The following is a 21828-nucleotide window of genomic DNA, read 5'->3' as shown; positions in this document are numbered from 1 at the left end:
TCCCCACCGGGGTGGTGGACGGGCATGCTGTTCGACCTCGTCGGCGTCCGACCGGTCGGACGTTCGTTCGTTCGGTCGGAGAAGCCTGCTGAGGGTCCGTCATGGGACCGGACTCTCGCACGATGTGAGTCTCAGAACGGGATGCGTCCCGATTTTGAGTGAGAACCGATCCTGAGAACGAATCCGGGTTCGGCGACGATCCGGCGCCCCGTGATTGGTCTTGGTCGCGCAAAGGACCGCTTCCGAGAGGGGGGCCTGGTGCCGTCCGAGACCGGAGCGGCAAGGGCCGGGAGCCGCGACCTGGGTGTGCTGTCCCGTCTCTCGCGATGTTGCCGGTGTCTCACCTGACCTTGTTGGATTCGCCCCTGGTCCCGGGGGACGTTGCCGCTCCTACGCCGGGGGACGTGAACGGTCTCAGGTGATGTTGTCGGCCAGGCCGATCCGTCTCAAGCGACGTTGTCGCCCAGGTGAAGTTGCATTGTCCGAGATCACGGCTGAGCTGCACCCGATGCCTGTGGCATGCTCGTCCGCATGATCGATGTCCCGGCCGAAGGCTGGTCGTTCGCAACAGCGCGGGAGCCGGCCCGGTTCGGTGCCTGCGAGGTGAACGGCGTTCCCGGTGTCGAGCACGCGGTGGGCGCGCGCGGAACCCTGTGCGGGATATCCGAGCGGCACACCACGCGGTATTCGCACCTGTTCGATCCTGGCGCCCTGCAGTCGTGTCGGCGGTGCCGCCAGCAGGCTGAGGCCGCACCGACAGAGCCATGCGGACAGGAACGTCTTCACGACAAGGTCCAGGGCGCCGCTCAGGGGCAAGCCCGCGATGACCTGCTCGCCGCGCTTCGCCGAGGCGCAAAGGTCGCCTTGTGGATCAGCGGTCCATCCGCATCTCTGGCGAAACACTACGCGAAGGTTGATGAGTTGACCGACGGCGCTGGGCCCGCCGCTGAGGCGTTCGCCGCGGCTACGACTATCGGCTTGGCCCGCGTTGAGGATGGCCCTTGGCGGTTCATCGTTGTCCTGCCGGAGGACGGCGGCTCCCCGCTCGTTGCACGCGGACCACGCGATCTTCCCTGATAGGCCGGGTTCTCGTGATGACGGGCTGTCTCAGGTCCGGTTACCTCTCTCGGGCGGTTTGAGCCTGTTTTCTGTGGTTGTGCCCGTCGTTTGTGGCTTCCCCGGGACCCTGGTCAACGTGCCCGTCGGTATCGCCGTGGTCGTCCTGGGACGCAGGTTCATCCCCGAGTCGACCGTGAAGAAGGCCGACCGGCTCGACCTCACCGGCATGCTGCTGTCCGCACTGGCCATCGTCCTGATCATCTTTCCCCTCTCCGAGGGCCATCTCCACCACTGGCCGCTGTGGTGCTTCGCCATGCTCGCCGCCGGTCTCCTCGTCCAGGGCGTCTTCCTGCGCCACCAACGGCGCAAGCAGGACAGCGCACCCCCCTCGTGCCCCTGTCCCTCTTCCACGGGCGGCAGTTCTCCGGCGGCATGGCCGCACAGCTGATGCACGGCCTCCTCTGCGGGCTGTTCTTCATGACCTGGACCCTCTACCTCCAGCAAGGTCTGGGCATGAGCCCCGTCCACGCGGCCATCGCCTTCGTCCTGCTCTCCGTCGGAGAGCTGGCCGGCGCGACGATCGCGGCGAAGAGCGCCGGGCGCTTCGCCCGCCGCCTGCCCCGGACCGGAGCCCTCATCACGATCGCCGCGATGGCCGGCTACGGACTGCAGACCGCCGCAGGGCAGGCGGATGTGAACCTGCTGGGCACGGCCGCTCCGGTGGTCCTGATCGGTTTCGGTCTCGGCATGGTCGGCGGCCCGCTCGCCGACCTGTCGCTCGCCAAGGTCCTGCACGAGAACGCGGGGTCCGCCTCGGGCCTGTTCAACACCGCGATGCACCTGGGCATCGCACTGGGGACCGCGCTGACCGCCCTGGTGTTCTTCGCCACCACCGACGGCTCACCCGACGCCGCACTCAACCGCGACGCGTTCCTCACCGTGCCGTGGTGGGTCGGCAGTCTCCTCGCCGTGATGTGGGCCCTCATGTTCTGCCTGCCGAGGCAGGCCACCACTCCGGCCGACTGAGCCGCTCCCGCGGCCCCTCCCAGTAAGCCGGCCCATTCCTCGGCCGGCACCTTCACCTGCCGGCCACGTACGACACCGCGGGCACCTGGATCCCCCGACATCCTCCGGAAAGCGGGCCTCCACCTCGAAGAACTTCAGCAACAGCGCGAAGGAGGGAAACGGCCCTGCCCGGGATGTGAGAGCAGGGCCTGGCTGTACACGGGGAAAATCCGGCGGAGCCGACGGCCGCGCGCTGCTACGGTCGGGCGCCATGAGCTGGCTTCCCGACGATTTCGTCCACCCCGTCCTGGTGTCGCTGCCGGGCGGCGGTCATCATCTGCGGCCGATCCGGGAGGTGGACACCCCGCTCGACTATCCGGCTGTGATGGGTTCGCGCGAGCGGCTGTGGACCATCTTCGGCCCGGCCTGGGGCTGGCCCGCGGCCACCATGACCTACGAGTCCGACCAGGCCGACCTGTTGCGGCACGAGAAGGAGATCGCCGCGCACCAGTCCTTCAACTACGCGCTGTTCGACGCAGCGGAGACAGCTCTGCTCGGCTGTGTCTACATCGACCCGCCGGAGCGGGCGGGCGCGGACGGCGAGATCTCCTGGTGGGTGGTGGACGAACTGGTGGGCAGCGAGGTCGAGCAGGCCCTCGATGCGCTGGTGCCGCAGTGGATCGCCGCCGACTGGCCGTTCGACCGGCCGCGCTTCCTCGGCCGCGAGATCTCCTGGTCGCACTGGCTCGCGCTGCCACAGCATCCCGACGCGTAGGCGGTAGCTGCTCGTACCGATCCCGAAGGCTGTCGGTCGAACGGGAGTCTTGACCGGGCGACGCGGCCGCCCGATCCGTGCGAACCGGGCGGCCGAGGAGCCGTCGCCCGGGGACAGGTCCGCACGCCCGTCCCGGCCCCGTGCCGATGGGACGATGCACCACCGCGCCTGATGGGGCATCAGGCAACTACGGGCGGGCACGGGTGTCGGTCGGTCCGGGGGTCGTCACCGGCCGGGAACTGGGCCCTCGACGTGCCGAACGCCGCCGCACGTCGTCGGCCGACGCTCCCGCGCCACCGCTGTCGCCGCCGCTCAGGTCCTCCCGTGCCGCTGTCGGGCCGGACGCCGGGCGGGCGGTGGGGAAGCGGGCCCGATCGGCTCGTGCCCGCCTACGGCGTGAGAGGCGCGATCCACGCGTCCGGTTCCCCGGGCGGCTGACCGCCCGTCGTCGTCCCGCGTACGCCTGAGAGTATGGGGAGCCACCGCTGTCCCAGCCCCTGGAGTACGACATGCCCCGTCGCGACCCCCTGCTGCCGGTCCCGCGCGCACCGGCCGGGGCGGAGCCGGGAGAGCCGTGCGCCGGGGGCCCTGACGCGCCGGTGGCGGTCGCCGTCCCGTTCGCCCGGCCGGCACGGCTTCCGCGGCCGACCGGGCCGGACGCGCCGACGCACCGGACAGGCCCGTGCCCGGACCACTGACCCGGTGCCGGACGACGCACGGCACGCAGGCCGTCGCGCACGCGGGCGTCCGCTCGCCGGACCCTCCCCCGCCCCGGTCGCCGAAACCCTGACAACCGGCCACTCCCCACGATCCCGGAGACACCGCATGCCACGCGTCCTCCTCATCGAAGACGACCCCTCCGTGCGCGAGGGCGTCGAGATCGGGCTGTGCCAGCGCGGGCACGAGGTCCACGCCGCCGTGGACGGCGAAGCGGGTCTTGAGGCGCTGGGGTCCTTCCGCCCCGACATCCTGCTGCTCGACCTGATGCTCCCCGCGATGAGCGGCGTACAGGTGTGCTCCCGGGTACGCGGGACCAGCCAGTTACCGATCATCATGCTGACCGCGCGCGGCGACGACGTGGACATCGTCTTCGGCCTGGAGGCGGGCGCGGACGACTACATCGTCAAACCCGCCCGCACCGAGGTCATCGAGGCCCGCATACGTGCCGTGCTGCGCCGCGCCGAGAGTCCGGTCGGCGCGCGGCCGGCCGTCGAGCACCACGGTGAACTCCGCATCGACCGTGCCGGTCACACCGTCCACAGGTCGGGCGAACCGGTCGCCCTCGCGCCCTCCGAACTGAAGCTGTTGCTGCATCTGTCCGCCGTACCGGCACATGCCTTCAGCCGGCAGAGCCTCCTGAAGGAGGTCTGGGACCACAGTTTCCACAGCGACATCCGCCTGGTGGACGCATGTGTGCGCCGGCTGCGCGCCAAGATCGAGGATCCGTCCGGCGACCCTCGGTACATCCAGACCCTGCGGGGCTACGGCTACCGCTTCGGTCCGCTGTGAGGATGCCCGGCGCGGCCGCCGCCTTCGGGCTGCGCACCCGGCTGGTGATCGCGTTCCTGCTGGTGGCCGCCGTCAGCGCCGTCACGACCGCCGCGTTGACCTATCGGCAGGCGCGCAACGCGGTTCTCGTGCGTGCGCAGGACACGGCCGTCACCTCCTTCCGCGAGGAGGCCGAGCAGTTCGTCCCCCGCCTGCCCCTGGACCCGGAAACGCTGCGGTGGGATCTGTACGACATCGCGGCGCGCGCCAAACCGCATCCGTGGATCGTCTTCGCCGAGTACGGTTCGTTGCGCGCCTCCTCGGGCGACCGGCGCGTCTCCGGTGTTCTCACCCCGGAACTGCGCCGCACCGCCCTCACCTCGGCACACGGCAGCTTCGAGCGGGTCGTCAAGGACGGCGACGCGTATCTGGCCATCGGGATGCCGGTGATGACCCGGGTCGTCGCCGGTGGCGCCGCGGTGCCGAGCGGCCTGGTTCTCTTCGCCGTGATGCCCATGACGAGCGAGGACGTGGACATCGACTCCCTGGTGACCGCCGCCCGCGACGGCGCCCTGCCGGGGCTGGCCGTGGCCCTGGTGCCCGCGCTGCTCGCGGCGCGCAGCGTGCTGCGCCCCGTCCGTGAACTGCGGCGTGCCGCACACTCCATGGGGGGCGGGCAGCTCGGCACACGTATCACCGTACGCGGCCGGGACGAGATGGCCGGTCTGGCCAGGACGTTCAACGAGTCGGCCGCCCGCCTCGAACGTTCCGTGGAGGAGCTGCGGGAGGCCGGGGCGCGGGCCCGGCGCTTCGCCTCGGACGTCTCGCACGAGTTGCGCACCCCGCTCGCCGGTATGCTCGCCGTCACGGACGTGGTGGACGAGGAGGCCGGGCGGCTCGCCCCGAACACCGCTCGGGCGGTGCGCCTGATCAGCGCCGAGACCGGCAAACTCGCCGTGCTGGTGGAGGATCTGATGGAGATCTCCCGTTTCGACGCCCGCGCGGCGGAACTCAACACCGATGAGGTGGACGCGGCGGAGGCCGTGCGCAACACCCTGTCCGGCAGGCAGTGGTCCGGCCGGGTCGGCGCCGAGCTCCCGGACGGCCTGCGTATCCGCCTCGACACGCGCCGCTTCGACGTCATCGTGGCCAACCTGGTCGGCAATGCCCTGCGTCATGGCGCCGAACCGGTCACCGTGCGGCTGTCGGCACGCGGGAACGTGCTGGTCACCGAGGTGCACGACAGTGGCCCCGGGATCCCACCGGACGCTCTGCCGCATATCTTCGACCGCTTCTACAAGGCGGACGCCGCGCGTTCCCGCTCGTCGGGCAGTGGCCTCGGGCTCGCGATCGCCCAGGAGAACGCGCACCTGCACGGCGGCACGATCCACGCGCGGAACGCGCCCGGCGGCGGCGCCCTGTTCACCGTGGAGCTGCCCTTCGACGGGCCCGTGGCCGGGAGCGGCGAGCCGGACGGCCCGTCCCGCGCGCACGGTGGCACGGGGTCGGCGGAGAACCCCCGCCGGTCGGAGAGCACCGCGTGAGGAATTCGCCGTTCCGAGGGCGTCGGGCGGCCCGGCTCGCGGCGTCGCTGCTGCTCGCCGGGGGCCCGCTCGTGGGCTGCGGCATCCAGGAGACCGGGGTGATCGAGGCCGGCGGGCCGGTGGTGGCCGATCTGCTTCCCCCGCGTGAGGAACGGATGCTGTTGTTCTTCCTCTCCCCCGAAGGCGCACTGCTGCCCGTGCCACGGACCGTCGAAGCGCCGTGGCAGAACGGAACCGCGGGCTCCGCCGGGTCTGACGACGTGTCGTCCCGTACAGGCGGGCGGCCCGTACGGGACGCCCTCGGCGGCTCGCCCCCGCCGGGCGCGGGGATGGACGAGGTTCCCTCGCCGCTCGCGGCCGTCACCGCCCTGCTCGCCGGACCGGACAAGGCCGAACGGCGGGCCGGGTTCCACAGTGCCGCTCCGCTGTCCCGTGCCGCGTCCGCCGCGCAAAGGGCCGTCGTGCGGGACCGCACCGTCGAGGTCGTGCTGCGTCTGCGGGTGAGCGGGCTGACCGCCGCCGCCCGTGGCCAGATCGTCTGCACGGCCGCGTTCGCCGCGCACGCGCGGGGTGCGGTGCCCGTGACCCTGGTGGGGCAGGACGGGCGCCTCGCCCCGGCCCGCTGCCCCGTTCGACCGGTCAGGGTGCCGACGCGCTGAGTCGTGGCGGGCGGGGCAGGGCCGGCCCGCCACCGGCCGGAGGGCCGGGCTCCGTGGCGCGCGGACGCGTCGACGCCGTTCCGCGCGCCGGACCCGGGTGGTGGCGGCACGGGAAGGAGCGGCCCACCGGAACCGATGTTCCGGTGGGCCGCTCCTTCCGGCTCACTCCGGGCCGCGCTCCGCCCGACGGACTCTCATCCGGTGGCGCGGCGCCCCTGGCTGTCGGTCCGGTCCCGCCTCACCTGCCGAGGAAGGCGTTGTGGATGGTGACCGTCGACTCGTTGCCGTTCTTGTCGGTGACGACGGCCTTCAGCGAGATCGCCTTGTTCTTCGCCGGGGCCTTCACCGTGACCTTGTGCGCGGTCACCGGGACGGGCAGCCACGTCGTGTCGTCGTACGACACCAGGACCCGCAGGGTCTTCAGGCCGGCGCCGGCCGCCGCACCCTGCACCTCGACGGGGACGGTCTGCTTGCTCCCTGCCGGGGCGGTGGAGTCCAGCGCGAGGCTCGGCAGGAAGCGGACCATGGAGACCGGCAGCAGGGTCGGGCTGTCGGTACGGGCCGAGCGGAAGGTCCACGAGGCGTCGATCCGGGTCCCGGTCCGGTTGAGCTCCGGATCCCGCTGGATCGTGGTCGACACCCTGTACGTGGCGGGTTCCGACGGCAGCTCGAAGGGCTCCTGGTCGATGGCGACGTCCTTCTTCACGAGCAGCTCACCGTTGCGGTGGACGGTGGTGCTCGCGCCCGAGTACCGGGCGATCCCGAAATGGCCCGCCCCGTCACTGACCAGCGGCAGCGCGCCGAAAATGGTGTCGCCGTCGCGCACGATCCCCTCGTTCGCGTTCATCCGCGGCCCCGGCGCACCGACGTTGTAGGTCTCGGTGTAGGTCTTCCCCGCCTCGTACCGCCGCGGCTCGTCGGAACCGTAGAGCGCGTCGAAGTTCCGCAGGCCCGAGGAGTCCGCCCTGCCCAGTACGCCCGCGACGACGTTCCACGCGGCCCCGTCGGCCGTGGACAGATACACGTTGCGCGTTCCCGGCGCCGGCTGCACGGTGTAGGGGGCGTCGACGCCCCCGCCGTAGTCCAGGACGCCGTGCGCCGCGAGGGCGCCGTCGAGGCCGGGTACGGACGATCCGACCTTCGCCTTCACCAGGGCCATGTCCGCGGGCTCGTAGGTCTTGCTGTAACCGGTGGCCAGCTCCTTGACCGGGCCGCCGGTGAGGACGTTGTACTCGTTGCTGCCCCGCTGCCAGTGCGCGGACCACTGCTGGGCGAGGACGCCGTCGTCCATCTCGGGTCCCTGGTACGCGGTGCGCAGGTGCTCGAAGCTGCCGAACTCGCCCCCCTCGATGATGAAGGTCTCGGGCGTGCTCACGGTGTACATCATTCCGGCGCGCGTGTAGCGCGCGGCGGCGTCCGGCACCTTGAAGTCGACGGGCCGGGTGGTCCGGGCGTCGAGGGTGACCGTGGTGGGACCGGTGACCGAGAACCGCGGGTTGTTGATCAGGTCGATGCCCTTGTCCGGGGCGTCGGGGTCGACCAGCATGTCGGCGGCGAGACTGTAGGTACCCCGCGGCAGCCGGACCGTGGTGGAGCCCGACGACAGGTCCGGGAAGAACCGGAGACCCGTGGCGGACCCCTCGTAACCCTTCAGGTCGGCCTGCCAGTTGGTGCTGGCCGCACCGTCCCGTCCGACGGTCTTGAACGTGACGTCGTACGACTCGGCCTCACGCTCCACCGCTGCCGCGGTGCGCACGCTCCGGCCGCTTCCGGACGCGACGACGGTGACCGCGTACGAGCCGTCGACCGTACCGCCGAGCCGGGTGTCGGCCGTCAGGTCCACGGCGGCGGTACCGCCCGCCGGGACCGTGATCCGCTCGGCCCCGAGGGTGAAGAACCCGGTCGGGGCGGGCTTCTCGTCCCCGCCGGTGGGAGCCTCCAGCGACAGGTCGAGCGTCACGTCGGTGGTGCCGCTGTTCCGGTACCTCACCTGCTTGGCGAGGGGTGTGTCGTCGTCGTGGGGCCACTGCTGGGTGCCCAGGACGACCGAGGCCGGTTCGGAGACGACCGTCTGGTCGATCGCCCGGTCGACGGCGAGCCGGCCCGCCCCCTGCTGGAAGACCGAGTGGGAGCCGCTCTTGGCCGAGCCCGTCAGGGCCGCCTTGATCTGTGCGCCCGTCCAGGTGGGGTTCTTCTGCTTGAGGATCGCCGCGGCGCCCGCGACGTGCGGGGTCGCCATCGACGTGCCGCTCTTGCTGACGTATCCGGGCGGGTTCTGGTCCGGGGTGCCGCTCGCAGCCGCCGCCGTGATGTCCACGCCCGGTGCGGTGATGTCGGGTTTGACGGCGCCGTCCCCGATGCGGGGCCCGACGCTGGAGAAGTCGGCCATCAGATCGTCGTCGTCGACGGCGCCGACCGTCAGCGCCGCGTCGGCGCTGCCGGGTGACGCGACCGTGCCCCGGCCCGGTCCGCTGTTGCCCGCGGCCACCGCGAACAGCACGCCCTTCTCGGCGGAAACCTTGTCGACCTGGGCTTCCAGCGGGTCGATCCCCGGGGTGTCGGCGCTGCCCAGACTCATGTTGATGACGTCGGCCCCCTGGGCGACGGCCCAGTCGACCCCCGCCAGGATGCTGGAGTCCTCGCCGTTGCCCTGGTCGTCCAGCACCTTGGCGTTGATCAGCCGGGCCCCGGGCGCCACACCCTTGAACCGGGCGTCCTTGGCGCCCGTACCGGCGGCGATGGAGGCCACGTGGGTGCCGTGTCCGACCCGGTCCCGGGCGTCCGGGGAGCCGCTGAAGTTCCGTTCCGCCACCACCCGGCCCGCCAGGTCCGGGTGGGTGGCGTCGATTCCGGTGTCCACGACGGCGATCTTCACTCCGGTGCCGTCGAAGGAGCGGGCCCAGGCCGCCGGAGCGCCGATCCGGCCGGTGCTGCGGTCCAGCGACGCCTTCCGTACACCGTCCAGCCAGATGTGCGCGATGCCGGAGGCCGTGGCCGCCGATCCGTCGCCCCGCCGACGGGTCAGCGCGTCCCACAGGGAACCCGCGCTGTCGGTGGCGCTGGTCACGGCGTCGGCGTCGAGCGCCTGGAGGGACCGGCGGACGGTGGTGCCGTCGGAGGAACGCACCCCGGCTCGGGCGGATCCGGCCGACGGGCCCCGGTAGCCGACGATCACCTTGAGACCGGCCCGGTCGGCCTTGAGGCTCTCCGGTGCGGTGAGTCCGGTGATGTCGAACAACCGCTGGTCCAGCGTGCCATCGGCGATCAGCCGCCGGGCATCACGCGGCATCACATAGGTACGGCCCTCGTAGGTCCGGGTGAAGAAGGGAATGTCCTCCCTGCCCTTCGCCCGCTGGATACCGCCGACCCTGCCGCGGGAGTCCACGAGGACCCGGTCGCCGGTGATCAGGGTGACGGTGCGCACGGCCTTGCCGGCCGTCCCCGTGTCCTTGGCGGCAACCGGGAATGCCGGGTCCGGGCCGCCGGTCCTCGCCGATGCCGGGCCGGTCATGCCCGCCGTCAGGACGACGGCGGCCGCGGCCATGACGGCATGCGCCTGTTTCGATCGTTTACGCAAGATTGCCCCTGCTCAGGAGTGAATCGGGCGGGCGAGGGCCCGGCCCGTACGGGGCGGGCTCGCCTGCTCGTCCGGCCCCGGCGAACTGAAGTATTCCGGGGGCGCTCGGAGGCACTCAATGATCGTTGTGTAACAACGCTCCGCCCCGTGGGGCCGGCCGGACCGCGCGGGGTGACGCATCGTCAGTTCGGGTGCGGGATGGCGTTCCCGATGCGGTGCGGTGGCCGCGCGACGCGTGGTCCGGGAGGCCGACGGATCGCTGGAGCGGGTCGGTGTGCGAATGCGCCGGGGCCCGGCCGGGAGGCCGCAACGGAGGCGTGTCACCCGGATACGGCGGGGCCACGGATCCCCCGGGACGCGTGGGTGCCGCGCGAGAAGGGCCGAGGTCGTAGGGCTTCCGGCCGGGCCACGGCCGCCCGGACGCGACCACGGCGGACTTCCGGACGGTGAAGCGCGGGGCCCCGAAGCGGTCCGCGGGCGGCGGACGCGGAGCCACCGGCGCGTTCCGCCCGCACGAGTCCCCGGCGACGCCGGGGCCGCCGGGGAGCGGGACGGCCCCGCGTTCCCGGTGGCCCCGGACGCCGCTACGGCCCGCGCCTCAGTCGGCGGCCTGCCCTGGGCCGGTGGGGGACGGCCGGACCAGCTCCTTCAGGAACGGTTCGACCTCGGACGCCGCGGACGGGCCGTAGGCGTCCTCGATCCGGCGCAGGAGAACCTCCGGGTCGAACTCGTACTCCTGGGTGCCGACCGATTCCAGGACCGAGGTGGCCAGCCCGCAGCCGAGTCGGGCGGCACTCTCCAGCGGGAGCCGCCGGGCCGCACCGGCCAGGAATCCGGCCCGGAAGGCGTCGCCGACCCCGGTGGGGTCGAGGGCCGCCGTGGTCGGGACCGCGCCGACGCGCAGTTCCGGCCGGTTCTCCCGCAGGACCGTCACGCCCTCGGCGCCCCGGGTGGTGATCCAGGTGCCGCAGCGCGCGAGGACCTGGGAATCGGTCCAGCCCGTCCGTTCCCGCAGCAGGGCCGCCTCGTACGCGTTGGTGAACAGGAACTCGGCGCCCTCCACCAGGCTGCGGGTCTCCTCCCGGTCGAGCCGGGCCAGTTGCTGGGAGGGGTCGGCGGCGAACGGCAGGCCGGTCTCCCGGCATTCAGCGGTGTGCCGCAGCATGGCCTCGGGGTCGTTGGGGGCGATCACGACCAGTTCGGGCGGGCCCGCGTGCTCGTCGAGCGAGGCGATGGTGATGTGTCTGGCCTCGGCCATCGCGCCGGCGTAGAAGGTGGCGATCTGATTGTGGTCGGCGTCGGTGGTGCACATGAAACGGGCGGTGTGCAGGGTCCGGCTGATCCGTACGGCCCGTGAGTCCACGCCGTTCTTCCGCAGCCAGGCGTCGTAGTCGTCGAAGTCCTTGCCCGCCGCGCCGACGAGGAGCGGGCGCAGGCCCAGCCGGGCGAGGCCGACCGCGATGTTGGCCGCCACTCCCCCGCGCCGCACCTCCAGGGTGTCGGCGAGGAACGACAGGGAGACGTGGTCGAGTTGTCCCGCGATCAGCTGGTCGGCGAATCGTCCGGGGAAGACCGTCAGATGGTCGGTGGCGATCGAACCGGTGACGGCGATGTGCACGGCGGGTCTCCTCATGAGGCGGGGCGGGAACGTGTCGGTGCCCGGTGGCGCTCCGCGTCGTTCACCGGCCGGTCCGCTGCCGGAGGTGGACGGGCAGGGACCGGTAGTCGTTGTCGATGAAGGAGGCCTTCGGCTCCAGTTGCGTCACCTCGGCGGCGAGGGAGAGGCCGGGGAAGCGGGCGAAGAGGGCGGGGAGGGCGATCCTGGCCTCCAGCCTGGTCAGCGGGGCGCCGATGCAGTAGTGGACGCCGTGGCCGAAGGCGAGGTGTGCCTTGTCCTCCCGGTCGATCGCGAAGCTGTCGGGCGCCTCGTGGACGCCGGGGTCCCGGCCGTGCGCGGCGAAGCTGATGACGATGAGTTCGCCCTTGCCCACGACGACGCCCTCGCCGAGGTCGATGTCGGCGGTGGCGTACCGCAGCGGCAGGTGCATGATCGGTGCGTGCAGGCGCAGGGTCTCCTCGACCACGTCGTCCCAGCGGTGCGGCTCTTCGATCGCTGCGGCCAACTGGTCGGGGTGGCTGAGCAGTTCGCACACCGCGTGGTCGATGACGGCCGCGGTGGTCTGGGAGCCCGCCCCGACCATGTTGATCAGCGTGGAGATCAGTTCCTCCTCGCTGAGGTGGTCCCCGTCCTCCTCGTGGGTGGCGAGCAGCACGCTGGTCATGTCGTCGCCCGGGACGCGGCGCTTGTGGTCGATGAGCGCGTGCATCGCGGCGGACAGGCCGTCACGGGTCGCCGCCGCCTCCTGCGGCGTGACGTCCGTCTCCAGCGATGCCTCCAGGGCGCTCAGCATCGCGGGGCGCTGGCCGTCCGGGACGCCGAAGAGGTCGCAGATGACCCGGGTCGGGAGCAGGAGTGCGAAGGCGGCACGCAGGTCGGTCGGCGTGCCGGGCGGTTCGGCGTCCAGGGCGTCGAGGAGTTCGACGACGGTGGCCTCGATCGCCGGGCGGAGGTCGTCTATGCGGCGCGGGGTGAAGGCCTTGCCCACCAGTTTGCGCAGCCTCTGGTGGTCCGCGCCGTCGGAGGTGAGCATGGAGACGATGTCGACCCAGGGGTTGAGCCAGGCTATGGCGCCCGGTTCGTGGTCGGGCCAGGACCTGCGGGCGTCCTTGGAGACGTCGGGATGGGTGAGCAGGAACTTCGCCACCTCGCCCCGGGTGACGGACCAGGCGGTGACGCCCTCGGGCATCCCCACGCGCACGGCGGGTCCGGCGGCGCGCAGCCGGTCGGTCTGCTCATGGACCTCCCGTCCTCCTCTGCTGGTGAGTTCCACGATGTCGGTGGAGCTGATCACGCTGAGCCTCCTGTCGGTGTGGCGAAGCAGCGGTGCGGGCGGAAGTGCGGCGGTGCGGGGTGGGAAGGGGCGGCACGGACCGGGGAGGGGGCCGGTCCGTGCCCGGCGCGGCGGGCGCCGGTCAGGCGTCCGCCGCGCGGTCGAGTTCGACGACGGTGCGCACGGCGGACTCCAGCGCGAACGTCATCGATCCGCCGTTGGGTTCGAAGGCGGCGTGCTCACCGGCGAAGTGGATCCGCCCCTCGGGCTTGCGAATGGCCGGCATGAGGGCGTCATGGCCGGTCTCGGGGAGGATGTACGCGCCCTCGGCATGGGGCCGCTTGTCCCAGACGACGGAGGTACCGGTCTCGAAGTGCTCCCGGGCGCCGGGCAGCGGCCCCTCGATCTGGTCGAGGACGAACCGCAGCCGTTCCTCGTCGCCCATCGCGCCGACCGCCTTGGCGCGCCAGCCGGTGATCAGGCACTCGACGATCCTGCGCGGTCCTTCCACGTGGGGGGTCGCGTCGCGGACCCATCGCACCGGTAGGTCGGTGGAGTAGCTGGCGTTGGCGTCCTTCCAGAACTTGCGCCGCATCTGGAGGTACACCCGCACGATCGAGGAGTACGTGAGCCTGCGTATCGCGTCGTGCTTGGCGTCGCTGAACCGGGCGTCGGAGAAGTCGATGTGCCGGGCGACGCTGAACGGCACGGTGAGGACGACCCGGTCGGCCTCCATCGTCTGGAGCCGGCCCCGGTCCGTGAAGGTCACCCGGGCCGCGGTGCCGTCCTGCTCCACCCGCACCACCGCCCTGCGGTAGTGGATGCGGTCCTTGAGCCGCTCGGCGAAGGCGCGCGGGAACCGGTCGGTGCCGCCCTTGATCTTCGACCATCTGGGGTCCGCCCTGACCAGGGAGTGCGGGCTCGCCTCGTGCCTCAGCCAGGCCAGGGCGGAGGCGGATTTGAGGTCTCCGCCGCGCATTTCGAGGAAGTAGGGCTCCATGAGGTCGATCGCCGCGTCGGACGCGCCCCGTTCGCGCAGGACCTGGTGGACCGAGCGGAGGTCGTACGGGGCCGTGCGCTCGGTCACCCGCCATTCGGGGGCGCCGATCTCCGGCTGGAGTTCCCGGCAGACGGCCTGCACGTAGTGGTCGACCATCTGGTCGGCGCTCATCCGCCGTTCCTCGTCGTTCAGCGGCAGTCCGAGGCGGCTCAGCGAGGCGGGGTCGGTACCGGCGAACCGTCCGCCGACGAAGTAGGAGAAGTCCGTGTCGACCAGGTCCGACTTCTCCAGCTCGACGCCCAACTCCCGTATGTAGTGCATCGCGTAGTGGCAGTAGGGGGTCACGGTCATCGCACCGGCCTCGGCGTACAGGCCGTCCGCGAAGGGGTCGCGCAGGGTGTGGGCGCGACCGCCGGGGCGGTCGCTCGCCTCCAGCACGGTGACGTCGCTGCCGTGCCGGGTGAGCTCATGGGCGATCGCGAGGCCCGAGAGACCGGCTCCGACGACGATCACCTTCCGGGGCGTCCTCAGGCCCTCCAGGCCGTTGTCCAGGGCCTCGCGGACCTCGGTCTGTGTGGGTTCTGCCATCGAGCCGTCTCTCCTCGGTCGGGTGCGGTGCGGTGGGCGGGTCAGTGCCGTGCGGTGACCTGCGCGAGGTCCTTTCTGAGGTACTCGGCGGTGAACGAGCCCCGGGCGGTGCTGAGTTGTTCCGGCGTACCTTCGAAGACGACGCGGCCGCCGTGCCGCCCGGCGCCGGGGCCGAGGTCGATGACCCAGTCGGCGTGCTTGATCACGTCCAGGTCGTGCTCGATCACGACGACGGTGTTGCCGCCGTCGACGAGCCGGTCGAGAAGGGCGAGCAGTGTGTCGACATCGGCCATGTGCAGACCGGTGGTCGGCTCGTCGAAGATGTGGAGGCCGCCCGCGTCGCGCAGCCGGCCGGCGAGCTTGAGGCGTTGCCGTTCGCCGCCGGACAGGGTGGACAGCGGCTGCCCGAGGGTGAGGTAGGCGAGTCCGACCTCGCGCAGCGGCGCCAGTCTGCTCAGCACCGTGCGTTCGGTGAAGTGGCCGAGCGCCTCCTCGACGGTGAGGTTCAGGGTCTCGACGATGTCGCGGCCGTGCAGGCGGTGGCCGAGGACCTCTTCCCGGTAGCGCCGGCCCTGGCAGACCTCGCAGGTCGTGGTGACCGGGTCCAGGAAGGCGAGGTCGTTCTCGATGACGCCGCTGCCCTTGCACTCGGGGCAGCCTCCGGTGGAGTTGAAGCTGAACAACCCCGCGTCGACCCCGTTGGCACGGGCGAACAGCCTGCGGATGGTGTCCATGACGTGCACATGGGTGGCCGGTGTCGAGCGCGGCGAGATGCCGATCGCCGACTGGTCCACGACGACCGCGTCGGGGTGGCGGGCGGCGAGGACGCCGGAGACCAGGGTGCTCTTGCCCGAGCCCGCGACGCCGGTGACCGCGGTGAGGACACCGGTCGGGATGTCGACGGTGATGTTCTTGAGGTTGTGCAGGGCGGCCCCGGTGACGGTGAAGGCTCCGGTGGGAGTGCGCGGTGTCCGGTCGAGCCCGGACACGGTGCCCAGGCGCCGCCCGGTGAGGGAGCCGGAGGAGCGCAGTTCCTCGGCCGTGCCCTCGAAGACGATCTGTCCGCCGTGGGTCCCGGCTCCCGGCCCCATGTCGACGACATGGTCGGCGGCGGCGATCACCTGCCGGTCGTGCTCGACGACCAGGACGGTGTTGCCCTTGTCCCGCAGTTCCATGAGCAGTTCGTTGAGCCGGTGCACGTCCCGGGGGTGCAGCCCGACGCTGGGCTCGTCGAAGATGTACGTCACGTCGGAGAGGCTGCTGCCGAGGTGGCGCACGATCTTCAGCCGCCGCCCCTCCCCGCCCGACACGGTGGACGTCTCGCGGTCCAGGCTGAGGTAGCCGAGGCCCACGGCCTCGATGCGGCGCAGTACGGCGAGGGCCTCGCTCGCCACTCGCTTGGCGACGGGCCCGTCGAGGGCGGCGAGCACCCCGACGAGTTCGCCGATCTCCATGGCCGCGTAGTCGGCGATGTTGTGCGCGCCGATCCTGGAGCCCCGGGCCGCGGCGCCGACCCGGGCTCCTCCGCACTCCGGGCAGGGGCCCTCGGTGACGACCCGGGCCACGGCCTCCCGGTCACGGTCGCTCAGGGTGTGCCCGTCCCGTTTGAGGTAGCGGCGGGTGAAGCGGGTGACCACTCCCTCGTACTCGTTCTTGTAGACGCTGTGCCTGCTGCGGCGGTCGACCCGGAACCCACCGCCGTACAGGAGGAGTTCGCGCTCCTGCTCCGTGAAGCGGGCCAGTGGTCTGTCGGGGTCGAAGAGGCCGGATTCCGCGTACAGCTGCCATGCGGCGGTGCCGACCGCGAACGAGGGGAAGGCGATGGCTCCCTCGTTGAGCGTCCGGTCGCCGTCGAGCAGCCGGTCCAGGTCCACCGTCGTGACGCGGCCCAGCCCTTCGCACTTCTCGCACATGCCGTGCGGGTCGTTGAAGGAGTAGAGGTTCGACGGGCCGGCGGAGGGTTCTCCGCACCGTGAGAACAGCACCCGCAGAATGGGGTGCACCTCGGTCATGGTGCCGACGGTCGAGCGCGAATTCCCGCCGATGGGCTTCTGGTCGACGACGATGGCGGTGGACAGGTTCTCCATCACCTCGGCGCGCGGGCGCTCGTACCGGGTGAGCCGGTTGCGCACGTACCAGGGGAATGTCTCGTTGAGCTGGCGCTGGGACTCGACGGCGATCGTGGAGAAGACGACCGAGGACTTCCCGGAGCCGGATACACCGGTGAATACGGTGAGTTTTCCCTTGGGGATGGTCAGCGAGACGTTCTTGAGGTTGTTCTCCCGGACTCCGCCGAGAACGATGTCGCCGCCGAATCGCGCGTTCGTCCCGCCCGTCATTGGTTCGCCACCTCCGCCCGCCGCACCGGATCCGCTCCCGCCACAGTACACCTGGTGATTTCCCGATGGCAATCATAGGCTAGCGTGACTTCGCCCTTGATCACCGATCCGACCCCTGGAGGCCGTTCCCCGTGTGGACGTACGAGCACAGCATCGAGACCGCCCTGCCGCAGGCCGCCGTCTGGGACTGCTACGCCGATCCGGCCCTGTGGCCCGCATGGGACAAGGAGGTGCGCGAACTGACCCTGGACGGGCCGCTGACCTCCGGCGTACGCGGCACACTGGACCTGCACGGGCTGCCGCCGACGGACCTCACCATCCCCAGCGTGGTGCCCGGCACCGCCCTGACCACCGAGGTGCGCATCCCGGACGGGACGCTGCTGCGGTTCACCTACCAGCTGTCCGGGAGCCCCGGGGGCACCCGCGTGACCCACCGGGCGGAGCTCGACGGCCCCTCGGCCGGCCAGGAGTTCGGCGCCACGGTCACGGCCCCGGTGCCGGACACGATGCGCGCCCTGATCCGCTTCGCCGCGTCCCGCACCCGCTGACACGGCCGGCCGGGGCAGGGCGGACATGTTCGGGCGCCCGCCGCTGCCCAGTCGCGGGCCCTCGCTATATGGTTTCCCTCGATCAATCTTCTCGGTATGCATGGACCGCCTCCCAGCCCCCCTTCCCATCGAAGCAGGAGCCATGAACCAGGACCAGTGGACAGCGATCGACTCGTACACCAACGGCCTGCTGATATCGCACGATCCGGCTCTGGAGAAAGCCTCCGGAATGAGCCGGGAAGCGGGCCTCCCCGACGTCGAGGTCGCACCCAACCAGGGAATGCTGCTCCATCTGCTGGCCCGGATCGGCGGTGCCCGGTCCATTCTGGAGATCGGGACCTTCGGCGGCTACAGCACCATCTGGCTGGCGCGGGCGCTGCCGGAGGGTGGAAAGCTGATCACGATCGAATCGGGAATCCTCTTCGCCAGGGCCGCCCGGGACAACATCGAGCGCGCCGGGCTCGGCGACGTCGTCGATCTGCGGGTGGGAAGGGCGCTCGACATCCTGCCGGAGATCGAGGCCGAGGAAGCCGGTCCTTTCGATCTCTTCTTCATCGATGCCGACAAGGCGGGAATTCCCGAGTACTTCGCCTGGGCGCTGAAGCTGTCCCGTCCGGGCAGTGTCGTCGTCGTCGACAACGTGGTGCTCGGAGGCGCCCTCGTCGACCCGGCGAGCACGGACCCGGCGGTCGCCGGTTCCCGCGGCTTCCACGAACTGCTCGCCGGGGAGCCGCGGGTCACCGCGACCACGGTGCAGACCGTCGGCGCCAAGGGGTACGACGGGTTCACCCTCGCCGTGGTCAACGGCTGACCGCCCGGCCCACGCGCAGCGGCCGTGCGGGCCCCTCCCCCGGGAGGAAGGGGCCCGCACGGCCGGACAGGGCGCGGTCAGTGGTTCAGCGGCGGGGTCCGTCCGGCGTCGCCCCCGGTCACCGGTGCCACCGCGGCGGTGTCGAGTGGACGGGCGCGACGGGTGGCCGCGTAGGCGGGCGCCACCGAGAGCAGACCGATGAACGCCATGCAGGCACCGATCCACAGCGCGGCGACCAGCCCCGCCCCGGCGCTGATGGCGACGCCGCCCGCCCAAGGCCCCAGGACCACACCGATGTTGATCGCCGAGGCGTTGACCGTACTGACCAGCGGGCCGTCATTGGCCACCCGCATCACCCGGGCGCCCATGGCGGGGTTGAGCGGCAGCCCGATCAGGCCGAGCACGACGAGGACGACGACGGTGGCCACGCGGTTCTGGGCGACCATCGCGAACACCGCCAGGCAGAGCGTCACCCCGATGAGGCCGTAGAAGATCAGCGGCATCATGTAGCGGTCGACGAACCGGCCGATGATCGCGTTGCCGACGACCGTGCCGATGCCGAAGACCGCGAAGAGCCAGGGCACGGCGGCGGGCGAGAAGCCACCGACGTCGACGAAGATCGGCGAGAAGTAACTGGTCCCGGCCACGATGGAACCGATGACCATGGCGTTGGTGCAGTAGACCGCCCAGAGCCGGGGGTTGCGCAGGGCGGCGACCTCACCGCGTACGTCGATCCGTTCCGGCAGCGGGGTGACCGGGACGAGCCACGCCACCGCGACGGCGCTCAGCGCGGCCACCGCGCCCACGGCCCAGAAGCTCGCCCGCCAGCCGAAGTGCTGGTCGATCAGGGAGGCGGCGGGCAGCCCGACCACCTGGGCGATCATGACGCCGCCGAGCAGGATCGACAGCGCGCGCCCGCGCAGCTCCGGCCCGACCAGCTGGGCGGAGACCGCGACGGCGATGCCGAAGAAGGCGGAGGCGGCGAGCGCGGTGACGACCCGAGCGATCACGAGCACCCAGAACTCCGGTGCCACCGCGCCCAGCGCCTGGCCGAGCACGAACACGAGGAGCAGGCAGATCAGGGCCTTCTTGCGCGGGACCCGCAGCAGCGCGACCGTCAGCAGGGGGCCGCCGATCACCATGCCCAGCGCGAAGACGGAGATGAGGTATCCGACCGTGGACACCGACACGTCGAACTCGGCCGACAAGCTGGGCAGGAGTCCGGAGACCATGATCTCGGTCGTGTTGAGGCAGAAGACGCCGATCCCGAGTGTGAAGATGGCGATGGGCATGTGACTCCATTTCAGCGCAGCCGTCCGAGCGGCCGGGAGCCCGTGCTCCCCGGCCGCGTGGGTCCGGACGGTCTGTTTCGTGTCTCGCCGGCGTCAGGGCCGGCTGGGGTTGATCAGATCCGGGGCACGCCATCCGTCGAGGTCGTACTCCGCCATGCACTCCTCGGCGAAGCCCTTGTACGCGTCGACGAGTCCGGAGCTCTGCTGGGCCAGCAGGAGTTCGATCCGGACGTTCTCGTGGTTGCCCGAGTAGTTGCGCTCGTACAGTTCGTGCCGGCCGCCGAACTCGGTGCCTATGGAGTCCCAGATGAGCTTCATCAGCTTGACGCGCTCGACGGCGTCGTAGCCGTTCGAGCCGCGCACGTACTTGTCGAGCAGGGGCCGCAGTTCGGGCCGTTGGAAGTCCCTGGCGTGGGAGTTGACGTAGATCAGCGCACTGCCGAGGTCCTGCTGGAGGATCTCGCGTATGCGCGGGTAGCCGATGGTCATGAACCACCGGTACGCCATGCCGTAGTCGAGGTTGGGCAGCAGCGCCCCGTCGTGCCAGGGGTCGGGGTTCTGCGCCATGGCGTCGCCGAGGCCCCAGAACATGTTGCGCCAGGCGAGAACCTCGCCGATGCGGGTCTGGATGCCGCGGAAGTCCTTGGTGCCGGTGGCCTCGACGCCCTTGAGCAACAGGCCCGCGAGGAAGTCGAGTTTGACGCCGAGGCGGGTGATGCCGTGGAAGGTGAGCCGGTGGGTGAAGCCGGAGGCGTTCAGGAAGGTGCCGGCCTTGGCGGTGTCGCCGTAGATGAAGACGTTCTCCCACGGGACCTTCACCCGGTCGAGGATGAAGATGGTGTCGTTCTCGTCCATCCGGCTCGACAGCGGGTAGTCGAACGGGCTGCCCATGGAGTTGGCCATCGCCCCGTACGAGGGACGGCAGATCAGCTTCACCCCGGGGGAATCCATCGGAAGGGTGCACACCAGCGCGTACTCGCGCTTCTGCACCGGCAGCCCGTAGTGGGCGATGAAGTTGTAGTGGGTGATCGCCGAGCCCGTCGCCACGACCTTGGCGCCGCTGACGATCAGCCCGTCGTCCCGCTCCTCCTCCACATGGACGAAGACGTCGTTGCTGTCCGCGGGGCGGTGCCGGTCCACGGGCGGGTTGATGACCGCGTGGTTCCAGTAGAGGACCTTCTCCTGCGCCTCGCGGTACCAGCGGCGGGCGTTGTCCGCGTACTCCCCGTAGTAGTCGGGGTCGACGCCCAGGCTGACCAGGAAGCTGGCCTTGTAGTCCGGGCTGCGGCCCAGCCACCCGTAGCTCATGCGCGCCCACTCGGCGATCGCCCCGCGGTCCGCGACCAGGTCCTCGGCCGTGCGCGGGATGCGGAAGAACTTGTGGGTGTAGCCCTGGCTCCCGGTGTCCGTCGGCGCCGTGAGGATCTCCTTGCGCTCCGGGTCGTGCAGCGAGTCGTAGAGCCGGGCCGTCATGCGGGCGGTGTTGCGGAAGGCCGGGTGCTTGGTGACGTCGTCGACCCGCTCGCCGTACGCCCAGATCTCCCGGCCGTCGCGGAGGCTCTCCAGGTACTCGTCCCCGGTGAGCGGCCGGGTGACGGCCGGGGTGCCGGGGGCTCTGTCGTGGTGCTGCGCTGTCATGCGTGGCCTTCCCTGGTCGGCTGGTGGAAAGCGGCGATCGGTTGGGGGGTGGCGGGGTCGTCGAGCGAACCGGACCAGGAAGCGCCGGTGTCCTGGGCGGCCAGTTCCGGGAACGCGCCCCGGAAGAAGGCCAGCGGTCGCCCGCCGTGCGCCTCGAAGCCCGTCACCGCGCCGACGAGCAGCAGGTGGTCTCCGCCGTCGTAGTGGCGCCAGGGGCGGCACACCAGGTGCCCGAGGGTGCCGGCGAGGAGCGGGGTCCCGTCCGCGTCGGTCGTCCAGCGGACGGGGCCGGGCATCGGACGGCCCGCGAAGTGCAGGGCGAGTTCGCGCTGCTGCTCGGTGAGGAAGTTGATGGCGTAGGGGCCCGAGGCCAGGTGTCCGGCGGCCCGGCTCCTCCTGTCGAGACCGACCAGGACGAGGGGCGGGTCCAGGGAGACGGAGGTGAAGGAGTTCACCGTGATGCCGTGGACCTCGGGTCCGCGCCGGCAGGTGACCACCGTGACACCGGTGAGGAAGTTCCCCAGGCACGCGCGCAGTCGGCGCGTGTCGTCCGGTGTCCGGGGCGGTGCGGTGCTCTGCGTCGTGGTCATCGCGTCACTGCCCGTCCGCGCGGG

17 protein-coding genes are annotated in these 21828 nt (G+C 71.3%); 9 read left to right on the top strand and 8 right to left on the bottom strand.

Annotated elements, in window-relative coordinates:
- Positions 1-531: 531 nt before the first annotated feature.
- From ACFVFH_RS22685 to ACFVFH_RS22655, 7 genes are all read left to right on the top strand, one after another.
- Complete coding sequence (locus tag ACFVFH_RS22685) at positions 532-1077, top strand: hypothetical protein (RefSeq protein ID WP_383771632.1); 546 nt, start codon at positions 532-534, stop codon at positions 1075-1077.
- A 118-nt stretch (positions 1078-1195) separates the two neighbouring features.
- Positions 1196-1507 carry a hypothetical protein gene (locus ACFVFH_RS22680; protein ID WP_383771630.1) on the top strand — a complete coding sequence of 104 codons (312 nt, stop codon included), beginning with the start codon at positions 1196-1198 and terminating at the stop codon, positions 1505-1507.
- Complete coding sequence (locus ACFVFH_RS22675; RefSeq protein WP_383771628.1) at positions 1450-2085, top strand: MFS transporter; 636 nt, start codon at positions 1450-1452, stop codon at positions 2083-2085. The genes ACFVFH_RS22680 and ACFVFH_RS22675 overlap by 58 nt, the downstream gene beginning before the upstream one ends.
- A 250-nt stretch (positions 2086-2335) precedes the next feature.
- Positions 2336-2839 carry an N-acetyltransferase gene (locus ACFVFH_RS22670; protein WP_383771626.1) on the top strand — a complete coding sequence of 168 codons (504 nt, stop codon included), beginning with the start codon at positions 2336-2338 and terminating at the stop codon, positions 2837-2839.
- A gap of 825 nt (positions 2840-3664) precedes the next feature.
- The gene (locus ACFVFH_RS22665) at positions 3665-4348 is read left to right on the top strand and encodes a response regulator (protein WP_383771624.1); all 684 of its coding nucleotides are present in this window, start codon (positions 3665-3667) and stop codon (positions 4346-4348) included.
- 2 nt (positions 4349-4350) lie between these two features.
- The gene (locus ACFVFH_RS22660; RefSeq protein WP_383771622.1) at positions 4351-5871 is read left to right on the top strand and encodes a sensor histidine kinase; all 1521 of its coding nucleotides are present in this window, start codon (positions 4351-4353) and stop codon (positions 5869-5871) included.
- Entirely contained in the window at positions 5868-6530 is a 663-nt protein-coding gene (locus ACFVFH_RS22655; RefSeq protein ID WP_383771620.1) for a hypothetical protein, read from the top strand. The genes ACFVFH_RS22660 and ACFVFH_RS22655 overlap by 4 nt, the downstream gene beginning before the upstream one ends.
- Positions 6531-6768: 238 nt before the next feature.
- Here the strand turns inward: ACFVFH_RS22655 and ACFVFH_RS22650 are convergent, their stop codons facing one another.
- From ACFVFH_RS22650 to ACFVFH_RS22630, 5 genes are all read right to left on the bottom strand, one after another.
- On the bottom strand, positions 6769-10107 hold the full coding sequence (locus ACFVFH_RS22650) for a S8 family serine peptidase (protein ID WP_383771618.1): 3339 nt from the start codon (positions 10105-10107) through the stop codon (positions 6769-6771).
- A 598-nt stretch (positions 10108-10705) separates the two neighbouring features.
- Positions 10706-11725, bottom strand: a complete 1020-nt coding sequence (locus ACFVFH_RS22645) for a carbohydrate kinase family protein (RefSeq protein WP_383771616.1) — start codon at positions 11723-11725, stop codon at positions 10706-10708.
- A 61-nt stretch (positions 11726-11786) separates the two neighbouring features.
- Positions 11787-13019, bottom strand: coding sequence for a cytochrome P450 (locus ACFVFH_RS22640; RefSeq protein WP_383771614.1), 1233 nt, complete (start codon positions 13017-13019; stop codon positions 11787-11789).
- A gap of 121 nt (positions 13020-13140) precedes the next feature.
- Positions 13141-14586, bottom strand: a complete 1446-nt coding sequence (locus tag ACFVFH_RS22635) for a flavin monoamine oxidase family protein (RefSeq protein ID WP_383771612.1) — start codon at positions 14584-14586, stop codon at positions 13141-13143.
- A gap of 41 nt (positions 14587-14627) precedes the next feature.
- On the bottom strand, positions 14628-16925 hold the full coding sequence (locus ACFVFH_RS22630; protein ID WP_383771610.1) for an ATP-binding cassette domain-containing protein: 2298 nt from the start codon (positions 16923-16925) through the stop codon (positions 14628-14630).
- A gap of 131 nt (positions 16926-17056) precedes the next feature.
- Here ACFVFH_RS22630 and ACFVFH_RS22625 point away from each other — a divergent pair, with 131 nt between their 5' ends.
- Entirely contained in the window at positions 17057-17473 is a 417-nt protein-coding gene (locus ACFVFH_RS22625; RefSeq protein WP_383771608.1) for an SRPBCC family protein, read from the top strand.
- Between the two features lie 142 nt (positions 17474-17615).
- Positions 17616-18284, top strand: coding sequence for an O-methyltransferase (locus ACFVFH_RS22620; RefSeq protein ID WP_383771606.1), 669 nt, complete (start codon positions 17616-17618; stop codon positions 18282-18284).
- Between the two features lie 77 nt (positions 18285-18361).
- Here ACFVFH_RS22620 and ACFVFH_RS22615 read toward each other — a convergent pair whose 3' ends face one another.
- The 3 genes from ACFVFH_RS22615 to ACFVFH_RS22605 form a co-directional block, all read right to left on the bottom strand.
- Positions 18362-19576, bottom strand: coding sequence for an MFS transporter (locus ACFVFH_RS22615; protein ID WP_383771604.1), 1215 nt, complete (start codon positions 19574-19576; stop codon positions 18362-18364).
- A 93-nt stretch (positions 19577-19669) separates the two neighbouring features.
- The gene (locus ACFVFH_RS22610) at positions 19670-21214 is read right to left on the bottom strand and encodes a 4-hydroxyphenylacetate 3-hydroxylase family protein (protein ID WP_383771602.1); all 1545 of its coding nucleotides are present in this window, start codon (positions 21212-21214) and stop codon (positions 19670-19672) included.
- The gene (locus ACFVFH_RS22605) at positions 21211-21804 is read right to left on the bottom strand and encodes a flavin reductase family protein (protein ID WP_383771600.1); all 594 of its coding nucleotides are present in this window, start codon (positions 21802-21804) and stop codon (positions 21211-21213) included. The genes ACFVFH_RS22610 and ACFVFH_RS22605 overlap by 4 nt, the downstream gene beginning before the upstream one ends.
- Between the last annotated feature and the right edge of the window lie 24 nt (positions 21805-21828).

It is taken from the genome of Streptomyces sp. NPDC057697 (assembly GCF_042799335.1).
Classification (GTDB): domain Bacteria; phylum Actinomycetota; class Actinomycetes; order Streptomycetales; family Streptomycetaceae; genus Streptomyces.
Note: the sequence above shows the minus strand (reverse complement) of the source record. Positions and strands in the feature narration are given on the sequence as shown.

Coding starts and splice junctions, on each gene's coding strand:
- ACFVFH_RS22685 (WP_383771632.1), top strand. CDS start 532: ATGATCGATGTCCCGGCCGAAGGCTGGTCGTTCGCAACAGCGCGGGAG.
- ACFVFH_RS22670 (WP_383771626.1), top strand. CDS start 2,336: ATGAGCTGGCTTCCCGACGATTTCGTCCACCCCGTCCTGGTGTCGCTG.
- ACFVFH_RS22665 (WP_383771624.1), top strand. CDS start 3,665: ATGCCACGCGTCCTCCTCATCGAAGACGACCCCTCCGTGCGCGAGGGC.
- ACFVFH_RS22660 (WP_383771622.1), top strand. CDS start 4,351: ATGCCCGGCGCGGCCGCCGCCTTCGGGCTGCGCACCCGGCTGGTGATC.
- ACFVFH_RS22635 (WP_383771612.1), bottom strand. CDS start 14,586: ATGGCAGAACCCACACAGACCGAGGTCCGCGAGGCCCTGGACAACGGC.
- ACFVFH_RS22630 (WP_383771610.1), bottom strand. CDS start 16,925: ATGACGGGCGGGACGAACGCGCGATTCGGCGGCGACATCGTTCTCGGC.
- ACFVFH_RS22620 (WP_383771606.1), top strand. CDS start 17,616: ATGAACCAGGACCAGTGGACAGCGATCGACTCGTACACCAACGGCCTG.
- ACFVFH_RS22615 (WP_383771604.1), bottom strand. CDS start 19,576: ATGCCCATCGCCATCTTCACACTCGGGATCGGCGTCTTCTGCCTCAAC.
- ACFVFH_RS22610 (WP_383771602.1), bottom strand. CDS start 21,214: ATGACAGCGCAGCACCACGACAGAGCCCCCGGCACCCCGGCCGTCACC.
- ACFVFH_RS22605 (WP_383771600.1), bottom strand. CDS start 21,804: ATGACCACGACGCAGAGCACCGCACCGCCCCGGACACCGGACGACACG.